Here is a 20,295-nt window from a genome sequence, read left to right on the forward strand (position 1 = left end):
TGGCCGTGTCTCCGTACGTGCGGACGGTGAAGACGGCCTCAGGCGCCCGGGCGGTGCAGATCGTCTACTCCTCCCGCCGCGGATCGCGGGAGATCGAGCACATCGGGTCGGCGCACGACGACGCCGAGTTGGAGACGCTCAGGGCGGTGGCGCGTCAGCGGCTGGCCGCCGGCCAGCAGGAACTGGACCTGGGGCTGGACGATGGGCCGATGGCGGGCGGGCCGCTGGAGATCGTCAGCTCGCGGATGGAACACCTGTGGGACGCGCTGTCCCGCGCCTACGACACGCTGGGGTTTGCTGCCGCGGCCGGGGGCGATGAGGTGTTCCGGCAGCTGGTGCTCGCGCGGGTGATCGAACCGACGAGCAAGCACGACAGCCTGCGCGTGCTCGGCGAGGCCGGGATCGATGCGGTGTCGTATGCCACGGTGAAGCGCCGCCTGCCGGACTACGCCGCACCGCAGTGGCGCCAGGCCCTGGCCGGTGCATGCGCGGCCCACACCCGCCTCGGGCCGGCCAGCCTGGTCCTCTACGACGTGTCAACCTTGTACTTCGAGACCGACGCCGGGGATGGGTTCCGCGAGCCGGGCTTTTCCAAGGAACGCCGCCTGGACCCGCAGATCACGATCGGGCTGCTCACCGACTCCTCCGGGTTCCCGCTCATGGTGACCGCCTTCGAGGGCAACAAGGCCGAGACCCACACCATGCTCCCGGTGATCGAAGGGTTCATGGCGGCCCACCACCTGCCGGACGTCACGATCGTGGCCGACGCCGGGATGATCTCCGAGGCGAACAAGCAGGCCATCGAAGCCGCTGGGCTGTCGTTCATCCTCGGCATGAAGATCCCCGAGGTGCCGTATGTGGTCAAGCAGTGGCGGCGCGAGCACCCCGGCACCCCGATCCCCGACGGGCACATCTTCATCCAGCCCTGGCCGTCGGGATCGAGCCGGCCCCGCCGCGACCAGATGATCTACTACCAGTACCGGGCAGAGCGGGCCCGGCGCACCCTGCGCGGCATCGACGAGCAGGTCGCCAAGGCCCAGCGCGCCGTCGACGGGCAGGCGCCGGTCAAGCGCAACCGGTTCATCAGGCTGTCCGGCGCTACCAAGAGCGTCAACACCGAGCTGGTGGACAAGGCCAAGGCCCTGGCCGGGCTCAAGGGCTACATCACCAATCTCGCCGCCTGCCCGGACGGGACGCCCATCACCGCCGAGTTCGTCATCAGCTCCTACCATCGGCTGTTCGAGATCGAAAAGTCCTTCCGGATGAGCAAGCACGACCTCAAAGCACGGCCGATCTACCACCACAAACGCGAGTCCATCGACGCGCACCTGACGATCGTGTTCGCCGCCCTGGCGGTCGGCCGGTGGATCGAGGCACGGACCGGATGGTCGATCAAGAAGTTCGTCCGCACCACCCGCCGCTACTGACCTTTAATTCGTGATGTCGCCTCCCGTTCTCATGGTCAGGCCGGTCGGTGGGAGGCATCCGTCGATGAGGTGGGCCCGGTACTGGATCTTCTTCAGGGCGCGCTTGATGACGCGGACGAGCTGGGGCAGGTCGGCGGCGGCGAGGTTGGCCAGGGCGCCGCGTTTGAGCAGGGACCAGATGCCCTCGGTGGGGTTGAGGTCGGGGGCGTAGGCGGGGAGCTGGACGATGGTGAGCCAGTCGGCGTGCTCGGCGGCGAAGGTCTTCATCCCGGGCACTAGGTGCAGGTTGAGGTTGTCCCAGACCAGCACGATCGGGGCGCCGAGCTGGGCGTGGGCATGAAGGATCAGGTCGCGGTAGTCCATCCAGCCGAAGGTCTTGGGCTCGCCTTTGCGGCCGCGGTAGACGTGCAGGCGGTAGATCAGCCGGGAGCGTTCGCCGGGTTTGTAGCAGACCAGGGCGGCGATGTTCACCCGTCCGCTTCCGCGCCCGCGGACGTGTACCACCGGCGTGTGCCCGCGCCGGCCCCACGTTCGTGCGCGAGGCGGCCTCAGCCCTTGACCGGCTTCGTCTTCGAAGCAGATCCAGGCGCCGTCGGCCGCCGCGGATCTTCCACCTGCGGCCAGACCTCCTTCTTCCACACCTCGATCGCGGCCTCGTCCCGCTCGATCGCCCGGCGGGCGGGGCGCTGGCACGACCAGCCGTTACGCCGCAGCAGGTACCACACCCCCTGAACGGTGTAGCCGAGGTGGAACATCCTGCCGATCAGCGTCTTGATCCGCATCAGCGTCCAGCGCTGGTCGGCGAACCCGTGCGCCAGCGGACCGCGTTCCAGCTCGGCCTCCAGCCGGGCGAACTGCGCCGGGCTGAGCCGGGGCAGCGCGTGCGGGCCTGCTGAGGCCAGCGCCGCCGTGCCACCCTCGCGCCAGGCGCGCCGCCACCGCTCCACCGACCGCTGAGTGACCCGCAACGTCCGGGCTAACGCCGCGTTCGTGACCCCCTGCTCGAACATCACGGCTGCGCTCAGCCGTACCTCCTCGCGGCGCCGCTGCTCCTGGGGGGTGAAGCCGCCGCCTTGGGCATACCGCACACCCTGGTCATACAGACCAGATCAGCCCTCGTCAGCTCACCGACAAGACCCATTTAAGTTCCGTATCGCACCGTCCGAATCCAAGCCGGCAACCACGTCCTGACCGCCGCCGACCCTCTGCCCACCGACCTACGCAACGCCCTCAAGCGGATCCGCAGCCCCGAAGGTGCGCACTAAATTGAGCCAACTCAGGTCAGTGCGCGTGACCGGGACAGCTGCCAGTTCCGCGACGAGGCGGGATCCTGGTTGTCCTCCGTGGACACTCGCCCCCAGAAGGCGAACGGGATCATTCAGCATTCCTCTCTTCCCGCTGACGCTTGGTCAGCTCCGCGTGGCTTTTCAGAAGGATGCGCAAGAGCACTCGCGCCGCCCCTGCGGTCAGCTGTGGCGTTTCGGCGGGCAACACCACGGTGACGACGCGCCTGCTCTTGGCCCCGGTCGTCCGCGATCTGGGCTTCTTCTCGCGGTCGGCCGGGCCTGCAGGGTACGCCTGGAGAGCCGATTCCGGAGGCCCTGAGCAGGCCCTTTGTGGCTGTTCAGTCACCCTCGCCTCCTGCCGGGATTGCCGCGCCGGCGGCAGCGAGGAGCCGGGTCCGGGCGAGCTGGCAGTAGTCGGCGTTGAGCTCGATGCCGGCGAACTTCCGCCCGAGTTGCCGCGCGGCAATGCCGGTGGTGCCGCTGCCGGTGAACGGGTCCAGCACGGTGCCGCCGGGGCGGCAGCCGGCGGCAATGGCCCTGAGCGGGATGTCGATCGGGAATGCCCCGAAGTGCGCCGCCCGCAGCGGCCGGGTCGGGATCGACCAGACGTCGCCAGGGTTCCTGCCGTTGGGGTGTGCGGCGGCATGCCGCGCACCCGTGGGCCGCATCGCAACGCCGTGGCGGGTACCGGCCGAGTCCTCGCCGTCGCTGCCGTACTTGCCGGGCGGCGGCCAGGCCGTCGTGATGCTGTTCGCCTTGCTCCCCCCGGAGCGTGCCCGTCTGGTGATCGGGCGGTCGCCGGTGTAGGGCTGACGGACCGGATCGAGGTCGAACCAGTACCGCTGCTGCTTGACGAGCAGGAAGATCAGCTCGTACCGGTTGGACATCCGGTCGCGGACGGACTGCGGCATCGCATTGGGCTTGCTCCACACGATGGCGTTGTGGAGGATCCAGCCGTCCTCCTGGAGGGCGAAGGCGACCCGCCACGGCATGCCGAGCAGGTTCTTCGGCGGCACGACCAGCCGCGCCTTAGGCCGCACCTCGGGCTGCCGGATGTTGTAGTCCTTGCCCCGCGCCCAGCCGTCGGAGTTGGCCGCGTAGCAGTCCCCCAGGTTCAGCCAGCAGGTGCCGTCGTCGGCGAGCACCCGGCGGGCCTCGGCGAAGGTGGCCCGGAGGTTCTCCACGTACGCCTCCGGCGTGGGCTCCTGCCCGTACTGGCCCTCGCAGTAGTTCCTGAGACCCCAGTAGGGCGGGCTGGTGACGATGCAGTCCACCGAACCGTCCGCCATCTCGGCCAGCACCTCGCGCGCGTCCCCGTGGTAGATCGCCGCATGCTCGTCGCGCCAGTACGGCTCACGCAGCCCGCTCATCGGCGGCCTCCGACGGCCCGGATCGCCCACAGGACGCGGGTGACGTCGTCGGCTCGGCTGATGGCTTGCCACCCGAGGGGCCTGGGGACGATGCGGAAGCCGGCGTCCCACAAGTGGGTGCCAGGTTCGTCGATGCGGGTGTAGGCGATCAGGCGCCGGTAACCCATCTCGCGGACCAGGGGCCAGGCGGCACCGAGCAGCATTTGGCTGGCGTCGGATGTGCCGTCGGTGGCCAGGGCGAGGACCTCGGCGGTGTCGCCGTCGTCGAACACCCAGGCGGTGGGCCAGCCGATGAGCGCGACACCAACGAGCGTGCCGTCACCGCTCTGGGCACCGAGAGCGAACGCGGCACCGGCCGACGCAGCGGGGTCATGCCGGGTCCAGGCGATGAATGCCCGCGCGGTCTGAATCGGCACCGGTGAAATCACCAGCCGCTGATTCTCCAGACGCTCCGGACTGTTCAGGCCCTCGCACTCGTTTGCGATTGTCTTCTTGTCATTCCTGCTTTCCATCGTCTAGTCGGGACACGTTTCTCCGGATGTGTGCGCCATCGGTCCGCAGGACGGTCCGAGGCACATGACCAGGGATAGCCAACATCTCAGAGAACCCTCAGAGAGCGATCCCTCAGAGCAGACCCTGAGCCGGGAGGCGCCAAATCTGAACAACTCAGAGGTCCCGAGCGGCGGGTTATGCGGAAACTCTGCGGCGAAACTCTGAATCAGCTATGAGCAAATTCTGAGGCGGTGCGTAGACCAGTTTCCGAGACCAACGAATTCCTCTCGGACTGGAGCAAGACATGAGCACCGATCCCGTCACCGGTTCCCCGCTGGACACCGCGGAGACCTCGTTCCGGCTGCTGACCACAGGGCCGGGCGCGCTGTCCCTGAACTGCACCACGCTCGCCCCCGCCCTCCCCAGAGGCGAGGTGAACCTCGCGGAGCTGCGGATGCTGCTCACCAGCCGGCATGTCAGCGACGAGACGCGTGACGCCGTCTGGCGGGAGCTGGTGACGCGAGCACGGGTGCGTAAGGGAGCGTGGACGGTCGCCGCCGTCGGCATGGCGATGCCCATCCTGCGCATGATCGCCGCGGCGCTCACCCGGGACCTTCCCTACGGGGACCCGGCTGACGTCGACTCCGAGATCCTGGGCGGCTACCTGCGTGCCCTGCGCCGCCTGGACCTGGACACCGCGGACGTACGGTCTCGGCTGTGCCAGGCAGCGCGGTGCGCGGGCGAGCGTGCCATCCGGCACATCGTCTCGGCGGCCGAGCGGCGGCAACCGCCGGAGGAGTCTCCTCCCCGCCAACGTCCCCTGCCCTGTCCTGAGCTGGTGCTGGCCGACTCGGTGGCCCTTGGCGTGCTCAGCGAGCAGGACGCCGAACTGATCCTCCTGACCCGGCTGGGCGGCATGCCGCTGCGGCAACCGTCCCCCGCGACTCCCCCTCCCCCTGCTTCCTCAGCCGATGAGGAAGCGCCTACGGCTTCCGCGCGGAGCCAGGGAACTCCGGATGCAGCAACCGCAACCGACCCGAAGGGAGGCAGGGACACTACCCCTGGCTCCGCGCGGATTTCCTCCCGTCCCCGGTCTGCTGCCATTCGCGGCACTGCCCCGGCCGCTCGCCGCTGGAATGTGCTGCCGTACCGGCGGCTGCGGCAGTGGGCGGCACGGATCGGTTTCCGTGTCCTGCCGATGCTGGCCGGCGCGGTGCCGTTCGTTGCCGCCGCGGCGACCAGCGCCCTGGCCTCGTCGGTCATCGCCGCTCCGTCGGACCTGAACACGGTCTTCACCAACCTGCGGAACTGGCTGATCGGCCTGCTGGCGACGCTGGCCACGCTGATGCTGACCCTCGGCGGGCTCCGCTACCTGGTGGCGGGCGGTGATCCCGGCGAGGTCCAGAAGGCCAAGGCGGCGTTGAAGGCTGCCGCCTTCGGCTACGCGCTGGCCGTCCTGGCCCCGCTGTTCGTGAGCATCCTCAAGCGCGTCGTAGGCGGGTGAGCCCCATGACCCCGATTCGCGAGAAGCTCACGGCGACGTTCCGCCACCGGCTGCGTACGGCAGCCGCACGCGCCCGAAACTCCATGCCGGCTGGCAGTGCGGCAATGTGCCCGGCTGGGGCCGCACCACGAGCGGCAATCCGCGTCGTTGCCGTTGCCGGTGTGGTTGTCGGTGTCTGCGCTGTCGTGATCGTCACGGCGGCCTCGGCTCACGCGACGCCGATGCCTCTGCCATCTCCTGTTCCTGGGGCGTCCCCGCCCGCTCCCGGTGAGCTGCCGGTGCCGGAGGGAACGGGGATCGGCTTCGGCATCGGGGACTGGATCACCGGTCAGATCAACTCCTGGTTCGCCAGCCTGGTGTACCTGGCGATCAAGCCGTTGCTGGACCTGCTGGCGGTGACGCTGCTGGCCACCCCGGACGTGTCCGGCAGCGGCCGGGTCTTCGACCTGTGGAAGGCGACCGCCGCGATCGCCAACACCGGGTTCGTCCTGCTGGCGACCGTCGGTGCGATCAGCGCGATGGGCTACCAGACGGTGCAGACGCGGTATGCGGTCAAGGAGGTCCTGCCCCGGCTGTTCATCGCCGCCCTGGCCGCCAACGCCAGCTTCCTGCTGTGCGGGAAGGTCATCGAGATCGCCAATGCCCTGTCCAAGGCCCTGCTCGGGCAGGACTTCGACGGTCGCCGCGCCGCCGCCACCCTCCAGACGCTGATCATCGCGCCGAGCGCCTCGCAGCAGATCTTCTACGTCCTGCTCGCCCTGGTCGCGGTCGTCCTGCTGCTGCTGTTGCTGATCACGTTCGTCATGCGGGTGGCGCTGGTGCTGTTGCTGACGGTCGCCTCGCCGCTCGCGCTGGCCTGCCTGGCCCTGCCGTACACCGAGGGGCTGGCCCGGTTCTGGTGGCGGGCCTTCACCGGGCTCCTGCTCATCCAGGTCACCCAGTCGCTCACGCTCGTCCTGGCGGTGCGGATCTTCTTCAACCAGGACGGCCGACTGCTGCTCGGCATCGTCCCGACCGGCCAGCTCGTCAACCTGGTGCTCGCCCTGTGCCTGCTGATCATCTTGATCCGCATCCCTGGCTGGATCTCCCGCCGGATCTTCGCCGGGGTCGGCGGCCACTCGATGATCGGCCGGATGGTCAAGTACGCCTTGGCCTACAAGCTCACCTCGCCCGTCCTGGCCGCCCTGCACCTCCGCCCGGGTGGACGCCGGAGCAGCACGCCTCGGGTCGCCGGGCACGTGGCTGCCGCCCATGCGATGGCCGGGAGAACGATGGCCAGCCGAGCGCTTCCGGCGCTCGCCGCCGGTCCTGCTGGTACGGCTGCCGCTGCCGGCGCGACTGCCCTGACCGGGACCGCCGCCTCCGCGGCCCGAGGTGGGCCCGGTCCTGCCAAGCACGCGCCCGTGGCCGCCCGCCGCCCGATGAATCCGGCGGATTGGGAGGCCGCCCCTGTCAAGCACGCTCCGTCCGCTCCTGCTGTCCAGGGCAAGTACCGGAGGCCGCCGCGGCCGTCCGGTCCGGTTCCCCCGACGACGCCGGTATACGGGTATCCGCGCGAGACCTACTACGCCAACGGCCCGGCCGGGCTGGCCCAGATGTACCGGCTCCACACCCAGAACAGCCCATCACGGCCTGCCCGCCCACCGGTCCCGCCGGTGATGTTCCGGCCTCCCGTCTACCCCTCGCAGGGCGTCAGCGGACGCGCGGGCGACACAGGAGATCGCCGTACTCCGCCCCCCAACCCCACAGGAGATGAGGGCCGATGAGCTGGGTGCAGCCGGTTCGCATCCCCGCCGACGTGGACCAGGACGACAAGATCGTCGCCGGGTTCACCGCTCGCCAAGTGGTCATCCTCGTCGGCACCGGCGCTCTGCTCTACGCCGCGTACCTGCTCGTCGGTGACCGGGTGCCGCTCGTGGTCTGCGCCGCGGTGGCGCTGCCGATCGCGGTGGCCGGGATCCTGCTCGCGACCGCCCGACACGACGGTTTGTCGCTCGACCGCTACCTGCTCGCCGTCGTCCGCCACCTGCGCGCACCCAAACGCCTCGTCTCCGCTTCCCAGGAGGTGCCACCACCTCCCACGTGGATCGGCGCCAGGCCCGGCCCCGCTCCCGCGCAGCTACGCCTTCCCGTTCAGGGGATGGCAGAGGACGGGCTACTCGACCTCGGCCCGGACGGCGTCGCGGCCATCGCGGAGGTGTCCACGCTCAGCTTCGCCCTGCGTACCCCCGAGGAGCAGGACGCGCTGGTCACGGTGTTCGGGCGCTGGCTCAACTCGCTGTCGGGCCCGGTCCAGATCCTCGTACGCGCCGAACGGGTCGACCTCGCCGAAACGATCGCCACTCTTGAGCACAACGCCCGCCACCTGCCGCACCCGGCGCTGTCGGCCGCCGCGCTCCAGCACGCCGGCTTCCTCGCCGACATCGCCGGCCGTCATGACCTGCTGCGCCGCCAGGTCCTCCTGGTTGTACGTGAGCCCGCGGCAGGTAAGGCGCGGGAGGCCTCGGCGGCCCGTGCCCTGCGGCGGCTGGACGAAGCCGCTCGTCTGCTGTCGGCCTGCGGCCTGACCGTCCGCCTGCTCGACACCCCCGCCACGAGCGCACTGCTGGCCGCCTGCTTCGACCCGGCGGCACCGCCGCTACCCACCGTCCAGATGGCGGCTCCGGACCAGGTCATCACGAGAGGAGAACGCTGGTGAAGCTCGCCTTCCGCCGCACGACACAGCGCGCGCATGGGTTCGGCCCCGACGCGGTCGAAGTCCGGCCCCGGCACCTGCAGGTCGGCGACGACCACTGCGCGACGCTCGCCGTCACCGGCTACCCGCGCGAGGTCACACCCGGCTGGCTGGAACCCCTGCTCACCTACCCCGGGCGGCTGGACGTGTCCTTCCACGTCGACCCGGTGCCGTCCCTGGTCGCCTCCGACCGGCTCCGCAAACAGCTCGCCCGCCTGGAATCCGGCCTGCGCAGCGACCACCAGCACGGTCGGCTCATCGACCCCAGCGCGGAGGTCGCCGCCGAAGACGCCCAGGAGCTGGCCTCCCGGCTCGCGCGCGGCCAGGCCAAGCTGTTCCGCACCTCGATCTACCTCACGGTCCACGCCACCACTGCCGAGGAGTTGGAGAACGCCTGCGCCCAGGTCCGGGCCCTGGCCGCCTCCCTCCTGCTGGACGCGCGCGTGGTGACCTTCCGGCAGCTTCAGGGCTGGGTGTCGGCGCTGCCTATGGCGTACGACAACCTGCAGATGCGGCGCACCTTCGACACCCCGGCGCTCGCGGCGGCCTTCCCCTTCACCAGTCCCGACCTGACCGCCGACCTCGGCCCGACCACAGTCCTGTACGGCGCGAACGCGGCCAGCTCCTCCCTGGTGGCCTGGGACCGCTTCGCCCAGCCCAACCACAACTCGACCATCCTGGGCTGTTCGGGCGGCGGCAAGTCCTACCTGGCCAAGCTGGAAGCACTGCGCTCGCTCTACACCGGGGTTGAGGTCGCCGTCATCGACCCCGAAGACGAATACGCCCGTCTGTGCGCCGCAGTGGGCGGCGCCTACCTCCACCTCGGCGCGCCGCACGTCCGCCTCAACCCCTTCGACCTTCCAAGCCCCACCGGGCGAAGCACCACCGATCGCGAGGGCGATCCACTCACCCGCCGATCGTTGTTCCTGCACGCGCTGATCGCGGTCATGCTCGGCGGCCCGCTGGGCAGGACCGGCAAGGCTGCCCTTGATCGGGCCATCATCGCCGCCTACAAGCAGGCCGGGATCACCTTCGACCCGCGCACATGGAAACGCCGACCGCCACTGATGAGTGATCTGGTAAGCACGCTTACCGATGACGGGGATCCCGCAGCGGCGGAGATCGCCGCCGGGCTCGCGCCGTACGTCACCGGAAGCCACCGCCGACTCTTCGACGGCCACACCACCACCCGGCCCGACTCGCATCTGATCGTCTTCTCTCTGCGGGACCTGCCCGAAGAGCTCAAGGCCATCGGCACGCTGCTGACCCTGGACGCGGTTTGGCGGCGCGTCTCCGACCCGGTCAATCGCCGCCCTCGTCTCGTTGTGGTCGACGAGGCATGGCTGCTCATGCGCGACCCGGAGGGTGCGAAGTTCCTGCTGCGGATGGCCAAGAGTGCTCGCAAGCACTGGGCCGGGCTGTCGGTGGTAACCCAGGATGCCGCCGACCTGCTCGGCTCCGACATCGGTCAGGCGATCATCGCCAACTCCGCCACCCAGATCCTGCTCCGCCAGGCACCCCAGGCGATCGGCCGAGTCGCCGACGCCTTCCGCCTGTCCGACGGAGAACGGCAGCTCCTGCTGTCAGCCGACCGCGGTTTCGGCCTGCTGGCCGCCGACGCTGGTGCCTCTCGGGTCGCCTTCCAGGTCCTGGCCAGCGAGCAGGAACACCGCCTCGTGACTTCCTCCCCTCAAGAACTCGCCGAATACGCGGAGGTCGATCTGTGAACACCTCAATCAATCAACGGCTGGCTCGGCCGGAGGTGCTCACGCCACCGGTGGCCGCCGTACTCGAGTGCGAGAGCCTCGTCCAGCCAGCAGCGCCGTACGGCGTCCAAGGTAGGCAGGACCTCGGCGAAGTCGCGCTCATCCTTGGGACGCGGATTCTTGGCCTTGAACAGCAGCTGCACCTCCGGCGCGATCCTCATGACCCCGTCCTCGCGGATCGTCAGCGTCGACAGCGGACGGCGAATCCGTGCGTCACGCCGGTACACCCACGTCTCGCCCTCGGCCTCATCAAGCATCACCTGGAACCGCCACGGCCCGCCCGGGTGCTCACGCACCCAGATGTCATGCACATGGGCCGGCAGCACCTCACCGACCGGCCACGGCCGCAGCGTCCCTGGAGGGTCGGCCGCGTGCACGTCCCAGCCGGCCGGCAGCTCGCGTACGGCGAGTTGGTCGCGGCGCAGCACGGAGATGTCCACATCCCCGTGCTCACGGAAGGAACGGCCGACGGCCAGTTCGATTGCGTACCCGCCGCTCACCCACCACGGAGCGGCCAGGTCCCGGAACAACGCGACCACCTCGGCCAGCGGCATCGGCTCCCATGGGCCCCACGGCGTCTCGATCCTCGGCACCGACCCATCATCACCCGGCACGGCAGGACAGGTGAGGCCCGATGATTCAGGACCTTCTTTACAATCCGGATGTCTTCGTCGAGTGGTTCCTGGCCTGGGTGAACGCCCACGTCTGGTGGCTCACCTTCGGGGTTTCGGCCGCTGCGCTCGTCCTCGAACTGGTCAGCGCCCTGGTCGTACGGCTGCGCCACCGCGCCGCGACGAAGGGGGCGCGGTGCGTGGAGATCCTCGCGCCTCCAGTGGCGGACATGGCGGGGTCGGAGGCGCTGTGGACGAACCTGATGGGGCTGCTGCGCCCGGCCTGGAAGCGCGCCTTGTTCGGTCAGCCGCACCTGGCCTTCGAGTACGTCTTCGGCGTCGGCGGCGTACGGATCCGGCTGTGGGTTCCGGGCACCGTCCCGCAACACCTGGTGGAGCACGCGATCGAGTCGGCCTGGCCGTCGGCGCGCACGGCGGTCGTGGAGGCGGCCCCGCCCGTCCCGCTGACCGGACAGGCGACTGGCGGGCACCTGGTGATCGCCCGAAGCGAGCTGCTGCCAATTCGCCACTCCCACGACCACGACCCGCTCCGCGCCCTGCTCGGAGCCGTCGTGGGCATGCCAAGCTGGCAGCACGCCGCCGTCCAGATCCTCGCCCGCCCCGCCACCGGCCGCCGCCTGGCCCAGCTGATCAGCGGAGGCCCCGCCGGAGTGACCACCAGGGGCGGGCTGGCCGTACCGCTGGGGCTGGTGCGCGCCTTTCTGGACTTCGTCACCCCCGGCCCGATGCACCCCCGGCTCCATCCAGCGCATCTCAGCCCCACCAATCGTGCCGCCCGGCTGGAGGAATCGGCCGAAGCACGGGCCATCCGCGACAAAGCCCAGCGTCCCCGGTACGAGGTCGCGATCCGGTACGCCGTACAGGCAGACGATTCGACATCCGGGGACAAGCGCACCGCCGAGCAGGCCCGCGAGGCCCGCCGTAGCGCCATCCGGGGCCGGGCGCACGCGATCGCCTCGTCGTTCGCCCTGTTCGCCGGACATAACCGGCTGGAACGGCACCGGCTCGCGCTGCCCGCCGAGCGACTGGCGTCGCGGATGCTCCGGCGCGGGTTCCTGCTCTCGGTGCCCGAAATCGCCGCCCTGGCGCACCTTCCCTTGGACGCCGCCGTACCGGGTCTGAGCCGTGCCGGGGCCAGGTCGGTGCCGCCCGCGCCGCAGGTCTCCGCGAGGGGCAAGGTGCTCGGCTTCTGCGACGCCGGGCACGTGCGGCCGGTCGCGCTGCGCGTGGCCGACTCCTTCCACCACGTGCACGTCCTCGGCCCGAACGGCACCGGCAAAAGCACGCTGCTGGCCCAGATGATCCTGTCCGACATCGAGGCCGGCCACGGCGTCGCCGTCGTCGACGCCAAGGGTGACCTGGTCACCGACCTGCTCGGCCTCATTCCCGAAGAAGCGGGCGAGCGCATCGCTTTGATCGACCCGGACGACCGCCATCCCCGGCCGGCGCTCAACGTGCTGAGCGGCCCGGACCGGGAAACCCTCGCGGACAACCTCGTCGGCATCTTCCACAAGATCTACGCCGACTCCTGGGGCCCGCGCAGCGACGACATCCTGCGCGGCTGCGCCCTCACCCTCTCCCGCAACGGCGGAACCCTGGCCGACATCCCGGCGCTGCTCAGCGATCACCCCTACCGAAAAGACCTCACCGAACGGCTCGACGACCCCTTCCTGCTGGGTTTCTGGAACTGGTACGAGCACCTGTCCGAGCAGGCCCAAGCACACGTCACCGCGCCCATCATGAACAAGCTGCGGGCGTTCCTGCTCCGCCCCTTCGTCCGCGACATCCTCGGCTCGGCCCAGTCCACCTTCGACGTCGGCGACGTCCTGGACGGCAAGATCCTGCTCGCCCGCCTCCCCAAAGGCGTCCTCGGCGACGACACCGCCCGCCTGCTCGGCTCCCTTCTGCTGGCCCAGGTCTGGCAGGCCGCCTCCCACCGCGCCCGGCTCGGCCACGCCCGCTCGCCCTCCGCCTTGTACGTGGACGAGACGCAGAACTTCCTGAACCTCCCGCACGCCCTGTCGGACATGCTCGCCGAGGCCCGCGCGTACCGGCTGTCGATGGTGCTCGCCCACCAGCACCTGGCCCAGCTCCCCCGCGACCTGTGCCAGGCCATCAGCTCCGACGCCCGCAACAAGATCTACTTCTCGCTCTCACCCGAGGACGCCCGCGAAGTCGAGCACCACTTCAGCCCCTACCTGACCCGGCACGACCTGGCCAACCTCGGCGCCTTCCAGGCCGCCGCCCGGCTCGTGGTGCGCTCCGCGGAAACCCCGCCCTTCACCCTGCGCACCCGGCCCCTGCCCGAACCCGACCCCGACCTCGCCGCACGCATACGGCTCGCCGCTGCCCGCGCCCACGGACGGCACCCCGCGGCCGGCGACCCCCTTCCAGAAGGAGACCCCCGCACCCAACCAAAAGGAGACGAATGAACCAGCACTACACGCCTCGCGTCCTCAACTCGCTCGTCATACGGCTCACGAGCCACGACCGGCGCCTGCTCCGCATGGTCTGGACCCACGAGGTCCTGACCACCCACCAGCTCCTCCAGGCGGCGTTCGACAACGACCACACCGGCCGCCACCGCCTGGTCAAGCTGAACCGTCTCGGCGCGCTCGACCGCTTCCGCCCGCGGCCCCCTCTCGGCTCCGCACCCTGGCACTACGTCCTGGGAGAGGCCGGCGCCGCCGTACTGGCCCTGGAAGACGGCGTCACCCTGTCGGAGTTCGGATACCGGCGCGGCCAGGCCCTGTCCATCGCGTACGGCCAGCGGCTCGCGCACACCATCGGCGTGAACGGCGTCTTCGCCGCCCTGTCCGGCCACGCCCGACGCGCCGGCGACTGCCGCCTGGACACCTGGTGGACCGAGACCCAGTGCAAAGCCATGTGGGGCAAGCACGTACGGCCCGACGCCTACGGCCGATGGACCGACAACGGCCTCACCCTGGACTTCTTCCTCGAATACGACACCGGCACCGAAACCCTCGATCGCGTCGCCGCGAAGCTCAGCGGGTACGCCTCGCTGGCCGCCGCCAGCGGCATCAACACCCCGGTGCTGTTCCTGACCAGTGGCGCGCGGCGTGAAGCCAACCTGCATGACCGGCTGCGACTCCGAGGCGCTCTCGTGCCGGTACCCGTCGCGACCGCCACCGAGGGCCAGGAACCGCACGACGCCGTCTGGCTTCCGGGCAATCGTACGGACGGGCGGCTGCGCCTCGCCGAACTCGCGCGCCACTTCGGCCAGCAGAGGCGCGCTTGATCGCAGAGCTCGGGGTCGGCAAACTCATCGCGGCCGGCGGTTGCCTGGTATGCGGCGTCGTCGTCATCGCCGCCATCGGCGGCGGAGCCAAGTACGCCTTCACCGCCGGCGACACGGCCAAGCTCCGAGCCGCGATCTGCGCCTATGCCGCCCCACCTGGCGCGATACGGCGGGTGCCCGCTTCCCGCTTCGGGCTCTCCTCCCAGCAGATCGCGAACGCCCGACAGATCGTGAACGTCGCTGCCAAGCTGGGGCTTCCCAAGCGAGCAGCCGAGATCGCCCTAAGCACCGCGATTCAGGAAAGCAGCCTTACCAATTTAAGGACCGGCAACGGCTCGTACGGGCTGTTCCAGCAGCAGCCATCCCAAGGCTGGGGGACCAAGCAGCAGGTCACCGACCCCTCCCACGCGGCTCGCTTCTTCTACACGCGCCTGGTCGAGATCCCCGGCTGGGAGCACATGCCGCTCACCCAGGCGGCAGCGCTCGTCCAGCGCCCTCGCGAGGACCTACGCGACGCCTACGCCAAACACGAACCGCTCGCCAAAGCGCTGGTCGCCCTGCTGTGGAAGGGCAGATCGTCCGGGCGAGCGGCCGTGGACACGGTCACGAGCGACGACATGCGGGTCCGTATTCAAACCGCAGCCGGGCTCGGCGTTCCACGTGACGAGCTCGTGGCCAGCATCGCGGCGGACCTGGCCAGCCAGAAGTCAGGCGAGCAACTCGACCCTGACGAGATCAGGAAGCGCGCCGACGACATCTTGACCACGGTCGCGGGCCAGCTCTGCGAGGAACTGAAACTCCGGGCGAACAACCCTGCCGACGAGACGACCTCTGACGGAAACGCGCTGATCGAGGGCCCCGCTGGGCGTGGTGCGATCGCGGTCAGAGCCGCGCTAGCCATGATCGGCGTGCCTTACTCCTGGGGTGGCGGCGGACCCGGCGGGCCGAGCTTCGGCACCGGCCGGGGCGCCAGGACCAAAGGCTTCGACTGCAGCGGCCTCACCGAGTACGCATGGAGCAAGGCAGGAGTCAGCATCGGTTCCTCCACCGGCCCCCAGTGGCACTCGGGCAAGCACGTCGACCGCTCTCAGCTCCAGCCGGGCGACCTGGTCTTCTTCGCCTACAACCCCCGCGATCCCAGCACGATTCACCACGTGGGCCTCTACATAGGCGAGGGGAAGATGGTCCATGCCCCACATACCGGCAGCCATGTGCAAATCGCACCGATGTCCCGAAGCGACTACGCCGGGGCCGTACGACCGTCTTTAAGAGGGCGATTTGATTTGAACTTCTCGTCCTAGCCTCGATCTTTCGCGCCCATCTGGTGGCTGGCTGAGCGGTTCGGCTGGAGTGTGAAATCGCGGTCGTGGTCAGCCTAGTGGCCCGGCTGTCGCGCCGGGTGGGCGGGGTTCCACGGGCCCGTAGGGGTGTCCTTCCTGGATTGTAGGGGCGGCTTTGTGCCGGCCAGGTCGGTGCCGGGAACGCCTCCTGGCCCTGGGCCGGCCAACTGCTCGCCGCCGTCACCCGGCTTCAGATGCGGTGATGCGCAGGCGTAGTCGTCCTCCGCCGCGGACCAGGCGGGCGGCGACGGCGAACAGGCGCAGCGTCAGCCGTTTCGGCTCATACCGGCGGGCCGGTCCGTCGCGGGCGAGCATCGCCAAGGTGATGTGGCGGTGCCGGGCGTCATAACGCCGGATTTGGTAGTGGTCCAGGCCGGTTCCGTTCTTGGCGGACTGGAAACACTCCTCGATCGCCCAGCGGGAGCCGGCGACGGCGATGAGATCCTCCAATGTGGTGCCGACTGGTGCACACAGGTAGTAGGCCAGCTCAAGCCCGCCCTTGGCGTTGGGGGTGAGGCTGTGCCGGACGAGTAGCCACCGCTGTTAGCCGGGCTCTGCCTCAAAGATCACCGTGGCGAGTGCCCAGTCATACAGGCACATACCTTTGGTGCCGTCGCCACAGGAACAGCGCTTCCACGCCTCGAGCGGAGCCTGGGCGGTCGCGGTACCGACTCGGATCCGTCCGCCCCGTCCTGCGCCGATCCGTTGGCTCTTGGGCACCGCCACCACATAGCTCAGGTGGTGCTCTTCTAGGAAGCGCCTGAACTTGTTGTCGGTTGCGTCCACGGGAGTGGTGTAAGAGTTTCCACTGGTAGAGGCGTGGCGTCGTGAAATGAGGACGGCCATCGCGTGATCCTTCGTGATTGCGAAGTCAAGATCGAAGGAGAACAAAGGCGATGGCCGTGAACGACAGTGTGGACCCTGCCGCCTGGCTGGCGGAGCAGATCCAGGCGCAGGATCCGGATCTGTTGCGATCCATGGTGAAGACCATGGCCCAGGCGTTGATGTCAGCCGAAGCCGACAACCTGTGCGGTGCCTCCTACGGAGAGCGCAGCAGCGAACGGACCAACTCCCGCAACGGCTACCGCAAGCGCGAGTGGGACACCCGCGCCGGCACCGTCGAGCTCGAGATACCCAAGCTGCGGCAGGGCTCCTACTTCCCCGACTGGCTGCTGGAACGCCGCCGGCGGGCCGAACAAGCCCTGATCAGCGTCGTGGCCACCTCGTATCTGCTGGGTGTGTCGACGCGGCGGGTGGACAAACTGGTCGAGCAACTGGGGATCGGCGGCATCTCCAAAAGCCAGGTCTCGGCCATGGCCAAGGTGCTCGATGAGCAGGTGGAGGCCTTCCGCACCCGGGCGTTGGACGGCGGCCCGTACACCTTCGTGTGGCTGGACGCCCTCACCCAGAAGGTCCGCGAGGGCGGGCGGACGGTCAACGTGCACGCCCTGGTCGCCACCGCGGTCAACGCCAACGGCCAGCGGGAGATCCTCGGCTTGGAGGTCACCTCACGCGAGGACGGCGCCGGCTGGCTGGCGTTCCTGCGCGGCCTGGTCGCCCGCGGCCTTTCCGGCGTTCAGATGGTCATCTCCGACGCCCACGCCGGGCTGGTGGAGGCCATCGGCGCCACCCTCCCCGGAGCCTCCTGGCAGCGCTGCCGGACCCACTGAAGCCGTAAAAGATCAACTTGTCGGTGTGTCGCGGTCGTTTGGCACTGCGGCGAGCAGATTTGCTGCAGTGCGGTATCGGATTGGCGCGTCGGGGGGAATGTGGCCTGCTTGCTGGAGCAGGGGACGGGTTTCGCGGATGACGTTGCCGATGGACGATCTGCTGACATCGCCTAGAACGTCGGCCAGGACATCCATCGTGCAGAGTTTCCGCTGGTAGAGAATCGTGAGCACGACCCGTTCGCTGTTGCTGATCTTCTGGGGGAAGACGCCGGATCGGGTCCCGGGCTGGCGGTGCCCGCCCCGCCGCTGGTAGCCGAGGCGCTCGCCTTGAGCGACCTGTGCTGCGGCGAGGCGCTGGATGAGGAGACGGAGTTCGTCGCGGCTGATCCCGGTCAGAACCGGATGGGATAGTTGATCGATGATCACGGCTCGTGCGGGGCGCTGGCCGGTGTCCAAGAAGCCGAGGAGAGCGGCGGGTTTGGCGAAGCGGACCTGAGCGGCTCCGGCGTGGTGGCCGTGGTCTTCCAAGACTCTGCGGGTCTCCTTCACCAGGTCGGCGATGCAGACGTCGGTGACCTCCAGAAGGTCGGCCAGGACCTTCATGGAACAGACCTGCCGCTGGTAGAGGAGCGTGAGCAGGAGGCGGGCGGCGGCGTCGAACAAGGGCTTGGCGCGGAGGTTGCCGGTGGCGCGCCGAGCTCGGCCGCCGCGTTGCCGGCTGTGCCGTTCCTGGGTGCGGGCGGCCTGTGCAGGCGCGAGCGCGGTGGCCAGCTGGCGTAGTTGAGGGGTGCTCATGCCGGTCAGCCGCGGATCGGCCAGACGCAGCAGCATGGCCTGGCGCCGCTGCGCGGGTCCGTCGCCCTCGCTCACCGGCTGGGACGTGGCCGGGTCGTCGGCCATTACTGGGCGCAGGGTGTAGTTCCAGGTGCCGTGGGTGGCGTGTCGTTCCAGGGGCAGGGCGGCGAAGCGCTCCTTGCTGATCGCGACACCGGTCGGGTAGTCGCCGGTGTCCAAAACCGCCTCCACCCGCAGTCCGGTACTGGTCTGGGTGGAAGCGATGGTGTTGACCACTACGTCATGACTGGTCAGGGGCCTGCCGCGCCAGTTGAGGGTGATGTGGGAGAACAGCCGGTGCTCGATCTTGTTCCATTTGGAGGTGCCGGGCGGGAAGTGACAGACCGTGATCACCAGCCCGGTCTCGGCGGCCAACGCGGCCAGTTCGCTCTTCCAGACCCGATAACGGTAACCGTTGGAGCCGCCCGCGTCCGCAGTGATCAGTAGCCGTGAGGCGGACGGGTAGTCGTGGCGGCCGCGCGCTTTCCACCAGCGGCGGATGGACTCCACCGCGAACACCGAGGTGTCATGGTCGACACCGACGTTCACCCAGCCGGTGTTGGCCGTGATGTCGTAGATCCCGTACGGGATCGCCTGCTCGACGTCCGGACCGGAGAAGAAGAAGTGGTGGTCTTCGACCTCGATCGGCTCGCCCCTGGGGCGCCACTCGCGTCCGGTCATCGGGAGCCGGCCCAGCTGTTCCCGCTTCTTGGTGTCCACGCTGATCACCGGCTCGCCGTCAGCCTGATGGGCTTTGACCTGCTCGTTGATATAGCGGAACTGGGCGTCACGGTCGGGGTGCTGGGCGCCTTCGAGGGTCTTGACGTTGGCTTGCAGGCTGAACCCGGCCGTCTTCAGCAATCGTCCTACCGTGGGCGCCGATACACCGTGTCCTTGCCGGGTCAGCTCGGCGGCCAGGTGGCGTAGCGACTTGGTCGTCCACCGCAGCGGGGACTGCGGGTCGCCGCGCTCATCCGGCTCCACCAGCCCCAGCAGCGCCGTCAGGACGGCCGGATCGTCGTCTTCAACACGCTTGCGACCACCCCCGGATCGTCGGACACGACCTGCCGGAAGCGGCTTCCGGCCTTCTTCCAGCTCGAAGATGCCGTTACGGACGGTCGTCTCGCTGACCCCAGCGGCCTGAGCGACAGCCCGCACCCCACCGTGTCCCAGCAGCCGCGCCTCGGTCGCCAGCACCAGCCGATGCTGTCGTTCGTTCAGATGCGGGCGTAATGCCTCGAATTTCCGCGCGAGTTGGCCGCGGACCTCGCTGGAGATCGCCATACCATCTCAACGAGCCGAAGATCACGAAGCAACGCCTTATTTCTTGACGGCTTCACTACCTGCGGAACCTGCTCACCACCGTGCCCAAGTCGGCTCAGCCGTGGGTGGCCACCCTGGTGCGGACCATCTTCGACCAGCCGACCGCCGAGCAGGTACGCGCACAGCACCGCTGGGTCATCGACGCCCTGGCGGCCAAGTACCCGGCCGCCGCCGACCACCTCGACGCCGCTCGCGACGACCTGCTGGCCTTCGCCCAGTTCCCCAGGGAGATCTGGAAACAGGTCTGGTCCAACAACCCTCAAGAGCGGCTGAACAAGGAGATCCGCCGCCGCACCGACGTCGTGGGCATCTTCCCCGACCGCGCCGCCATCATCCGGCTCGTCGGCGCCGTACTCGCCGAGCAGACCGACGAATGGACCGAAGCCCGCCGCTACATGGGCCTGGACGTGCTGGCCAAAGCCCGCCTCCGCGTGATCCGCGGCGACACACCGGACCAGGAACAGCTCCCCGGCACCCTCACCGCTTAACCTGCAAAAACGGATCACGCGGTGGCAGGCTCGTACACCACCTCCGTGGACGTGACCTTGTTGTCCATGCCATAGGCCTCATCAGCGCTCACCCAGGAGGCCGGCACGCCCACCTTCACGGCTCGGGCCAGAGCGTCGGGTCCGTCCAGTCAACGGTGTAACTCGCGGCT

The 20,295-nt window shown here is 69.2% G+C and carries 13 protein-coding genes and 4 pseudogenes; 10 read left to right on the forward strand and 7 right to left on the reverse strand.

What is annotated here, in order from left to right; genetic code table 11:
* Nucleotides 1–5: 5 nt before the first annotated feature.
* A pseudogene (locus OHB01_RS08575) lies at nt 6–1,424 on the forward strand (IS1634 family transposase); the annotation flags it as partial.
* A 6-nt stretch (nt 1,425–1,430) separates the two neighbouring features.
* On the opposite strand, the gene OHB01_RS08580 reads toward OHB01_RS08575, so the two are convergent.
* From OHB01_RS08580 to OHB01_RS08595, 4 genes are all read right to left on the reverse strand, one after another.
* On the reverse strand, nt 1,431–2,066 hold the full coding sequence (locus OHB01_RS08580) for a transposase (protein ID WP_147945461.1): 636 nt from the start codon (nt 2,064–2,066) through the stop codon (nt 1,431–1,433).
* Nucleotides 1,976–2,515 (reverse strand): winged helix-turn-helix domain-containing protein, encoded by a 540-nt coding sequence (locus OHB01_RS08585; protein WP_142652783.1) that lies wholly within the window; start codon nt 2,513–2,515, stop codon nt 1,976–1,978. The genes OHB01_RS08580 and OHB01_RS08585 overlap by 91 nt, the downstream gene beginning before the upstream one ends.
* Before the next feature lie 536 nt (nt 2,516–3,051).
* Entirely contained in the window at nt 3,052–4,083 is a 1,032-nt protein-coding gene (locus tag OHB01_RS08590) for a site-specific DNA-methyltransferase (protein WP_328855191.1), read from the reverse strand.
* Nucleotides 4,080–4,595 carry an XF1762 family protein gene (locus OHB01_RS08595; protein ID WP_147943968.1) on the reverse strand — a complete coding sequence of 172 codons (516 nt, stop codon included), beginning with the start codon at nt 4,593–4,595 and terminating at the stop codon, nt 4,080–4,082. The genes OHB01_RS08590 and OHB01_RS08595 overlap by 4 nt, the downstream gene beginning before the upstream one ends.
* 284 nt (nt 4,596–4,879) lie before the next feature.
* Here OHB01_RS08595 and OHB01_RS08600 point away from each other — a divergent pair, with 284 nt between their 5' ends.
* The 4 genes from OHB01_RS08600 to OHB01_RS08615 all read left to right on the forward strand — a co-directional run bounded on the left by OHB01_RS08600 (nt 4,880) and on the right by OHB01_RS08615 (nt 10,540).
* On the forward strand, nt 4,880–6,079 hold the full coding sequence (locus OHB01_RS08600) for a hypothetical protein (protein ID WP_328855192.1): 1,200 nt from the start codon (nt 4,880–4,882) through the stop codon (nt 6,077–6,079).
* Between the two features lie 278 nt (nt 6,080–6,357).
* A complete protein-coding gene (locus OHB01_RS08605; protein ID WP_328855193.1) occupies nt 6,358–7,845 on the forward strand; it encodes a conjugal transfer protein TrbL family protein in 1,488 nt (495 codons plus the stop codon).
* Nucleotides 7,842–8,777 (forward strand): PrgI family protein, encoded by a 936-nt coding sequence (locus OHB01_RS08610; protein WP_328855194.1) that lies wholly within the window; start codon nt 7,842–7,844, stop codon nt 8,775–8,777. The genes OHB01_RS08605 and OHB01_RS08610 overlap by 4 nt, the downstream gene beginning before the upstream one ends.
* Entirely contained in the window at nt 8,774–10,540 is a 1,767-nt protein-coding gene (locus tag OHB01_RS08615; RefSeq protein WP_222709797.1) for a VirB4 family type IV secretion system protein, read from the forward strand. Before OHB01_RS08610 ends, OHB01_RS08615 begins: the two co-directional genes overlap by 4 nt.
* 5 nt (nt 10,541–10,545) lie before the next feature.
* Here the strand turns inward: OHB01_RS08615 and OHB01_RS08620 are convergent, their stop codons facing one another.
* Nucleotides 10,546–11,172 (reverse strand): nucleotidyltransferase domain-containing protein, encoded by a 627-nt coding sequence (locus OHB01_RS08620; RefSeq protein ID WP_328855196.1) that lies wholly within the window; start codon nt 11,170–11,172, stop codon nt 10,546–10,548.
* A 41-nt stretch (nt 11,173–11,213) separates the two neighbouring features.
* Here OHB01_RS08620 and OHB01_RS08625 point away from each other — a divergent pair, with 41 nt between their 5' ends.
* From OHB01_RS08625 to OHB01_RS08635, 3 genes are read left to right on the forward strand one after another with little or no spacing between them, the layout of a single operon-like run.
* A complete protein-coding gene (locus OHB01_RS08625) occupies nt 11,214–13,643 on the forward strand; it encodes a type IV secretory system conjugative DNA transfer family protein (RefSeq protein ID WP_328855197.1) in 2,430 nt (809 codons plus the stop codon).
* Nucleotides 13,640–14,470, forward strand: a complete 831-nt coding sequence (locus tag OHB01_RS08630; protein WP_142651899.1) for a replication-relaxation family protein — start codon at nt 13,640–13,642, stop codon at nt 14,468–14,470. Before OHB01_RS08625 ends, OHB01_RS08630 begins: the two co-directional genes overlap by 4 nt.
* Nucleotides 14,467–15,771 carry a C40 family peptidase gene (locus OHB01_RS08635; RefSeq protein WP_142651900.1) on the forward strand — a complete coding sequence of 435 codons (1,305 nt, stop codon included), beginning with the start codon at nt 14,467–14,469 and terminating at the stop codon, nt 15,769–15,771. Before OHB01_RS08630 ends, OHB01_RS08635 begins: the two co-directional genes overlap by 4 nt.
* Before the next feature lie 345 nt (nt 15,772–16,116).
* Here the strand turns inward: OHB01_RS08635 and OHB01_RS39885 are convergent.
* Nucleotides 16,117–16,587: pseudogene (locus tag OHB01_RS39885) on the reverse strand (transposase); the annotation flags it as partial.
* A 119-nt stretch (nt 16,588–16,706) separates the two neighbouring features.
* On the opposite strand from OHB01_RS39885, the pseudogene OHB01_RS08650 reads away from it, so the two are divergent.
* A pseudogene (locus tag OHB01_RS08650) lies at nt 16,707–17,477 on the forward strand (IS256 family transposase); the annotation flags it as partial.
* 15 nt (nt 17,478–17,492) lie between these two features.
* Here the strand turns inward: OHB01_RS08650 and OHB01_RS08655 are convergent.
* Nucleotides 17,493–19,598, reverse strand: a complete 2,106-nt coding sequence (locus tag OHB01_RS08655) for an ISAzo13 family transposase (RefSeq protein WP_142625397.1) — start codon at nt 19,596–19,598, stop codon at nt 17,493–17,495.
* A 47-nt stretch (nt 19,599–19,645) separates the two neighbouring features.
* Here OHB01_RS08655 and OHB01_RS08660 point away from each other — a divergent pair.
* Nucleotides 19,646–20,125, forward strand: a pseudogene (locus tag OHB01_RS08660) (transposase); the annotation flags it as partial.
* Nucleotides 20,126–20,295: the final 170 nt, after the last annotated feature.

Origin of the sequence: Microbispora hainanensis, from assembly GCF_036186745.1 — a bacterium.
GTDB lineage: Bacteria > Actinomycetota > Actinomycetes > Streptosporangiales > Streptosporangiaceae > Microbispora.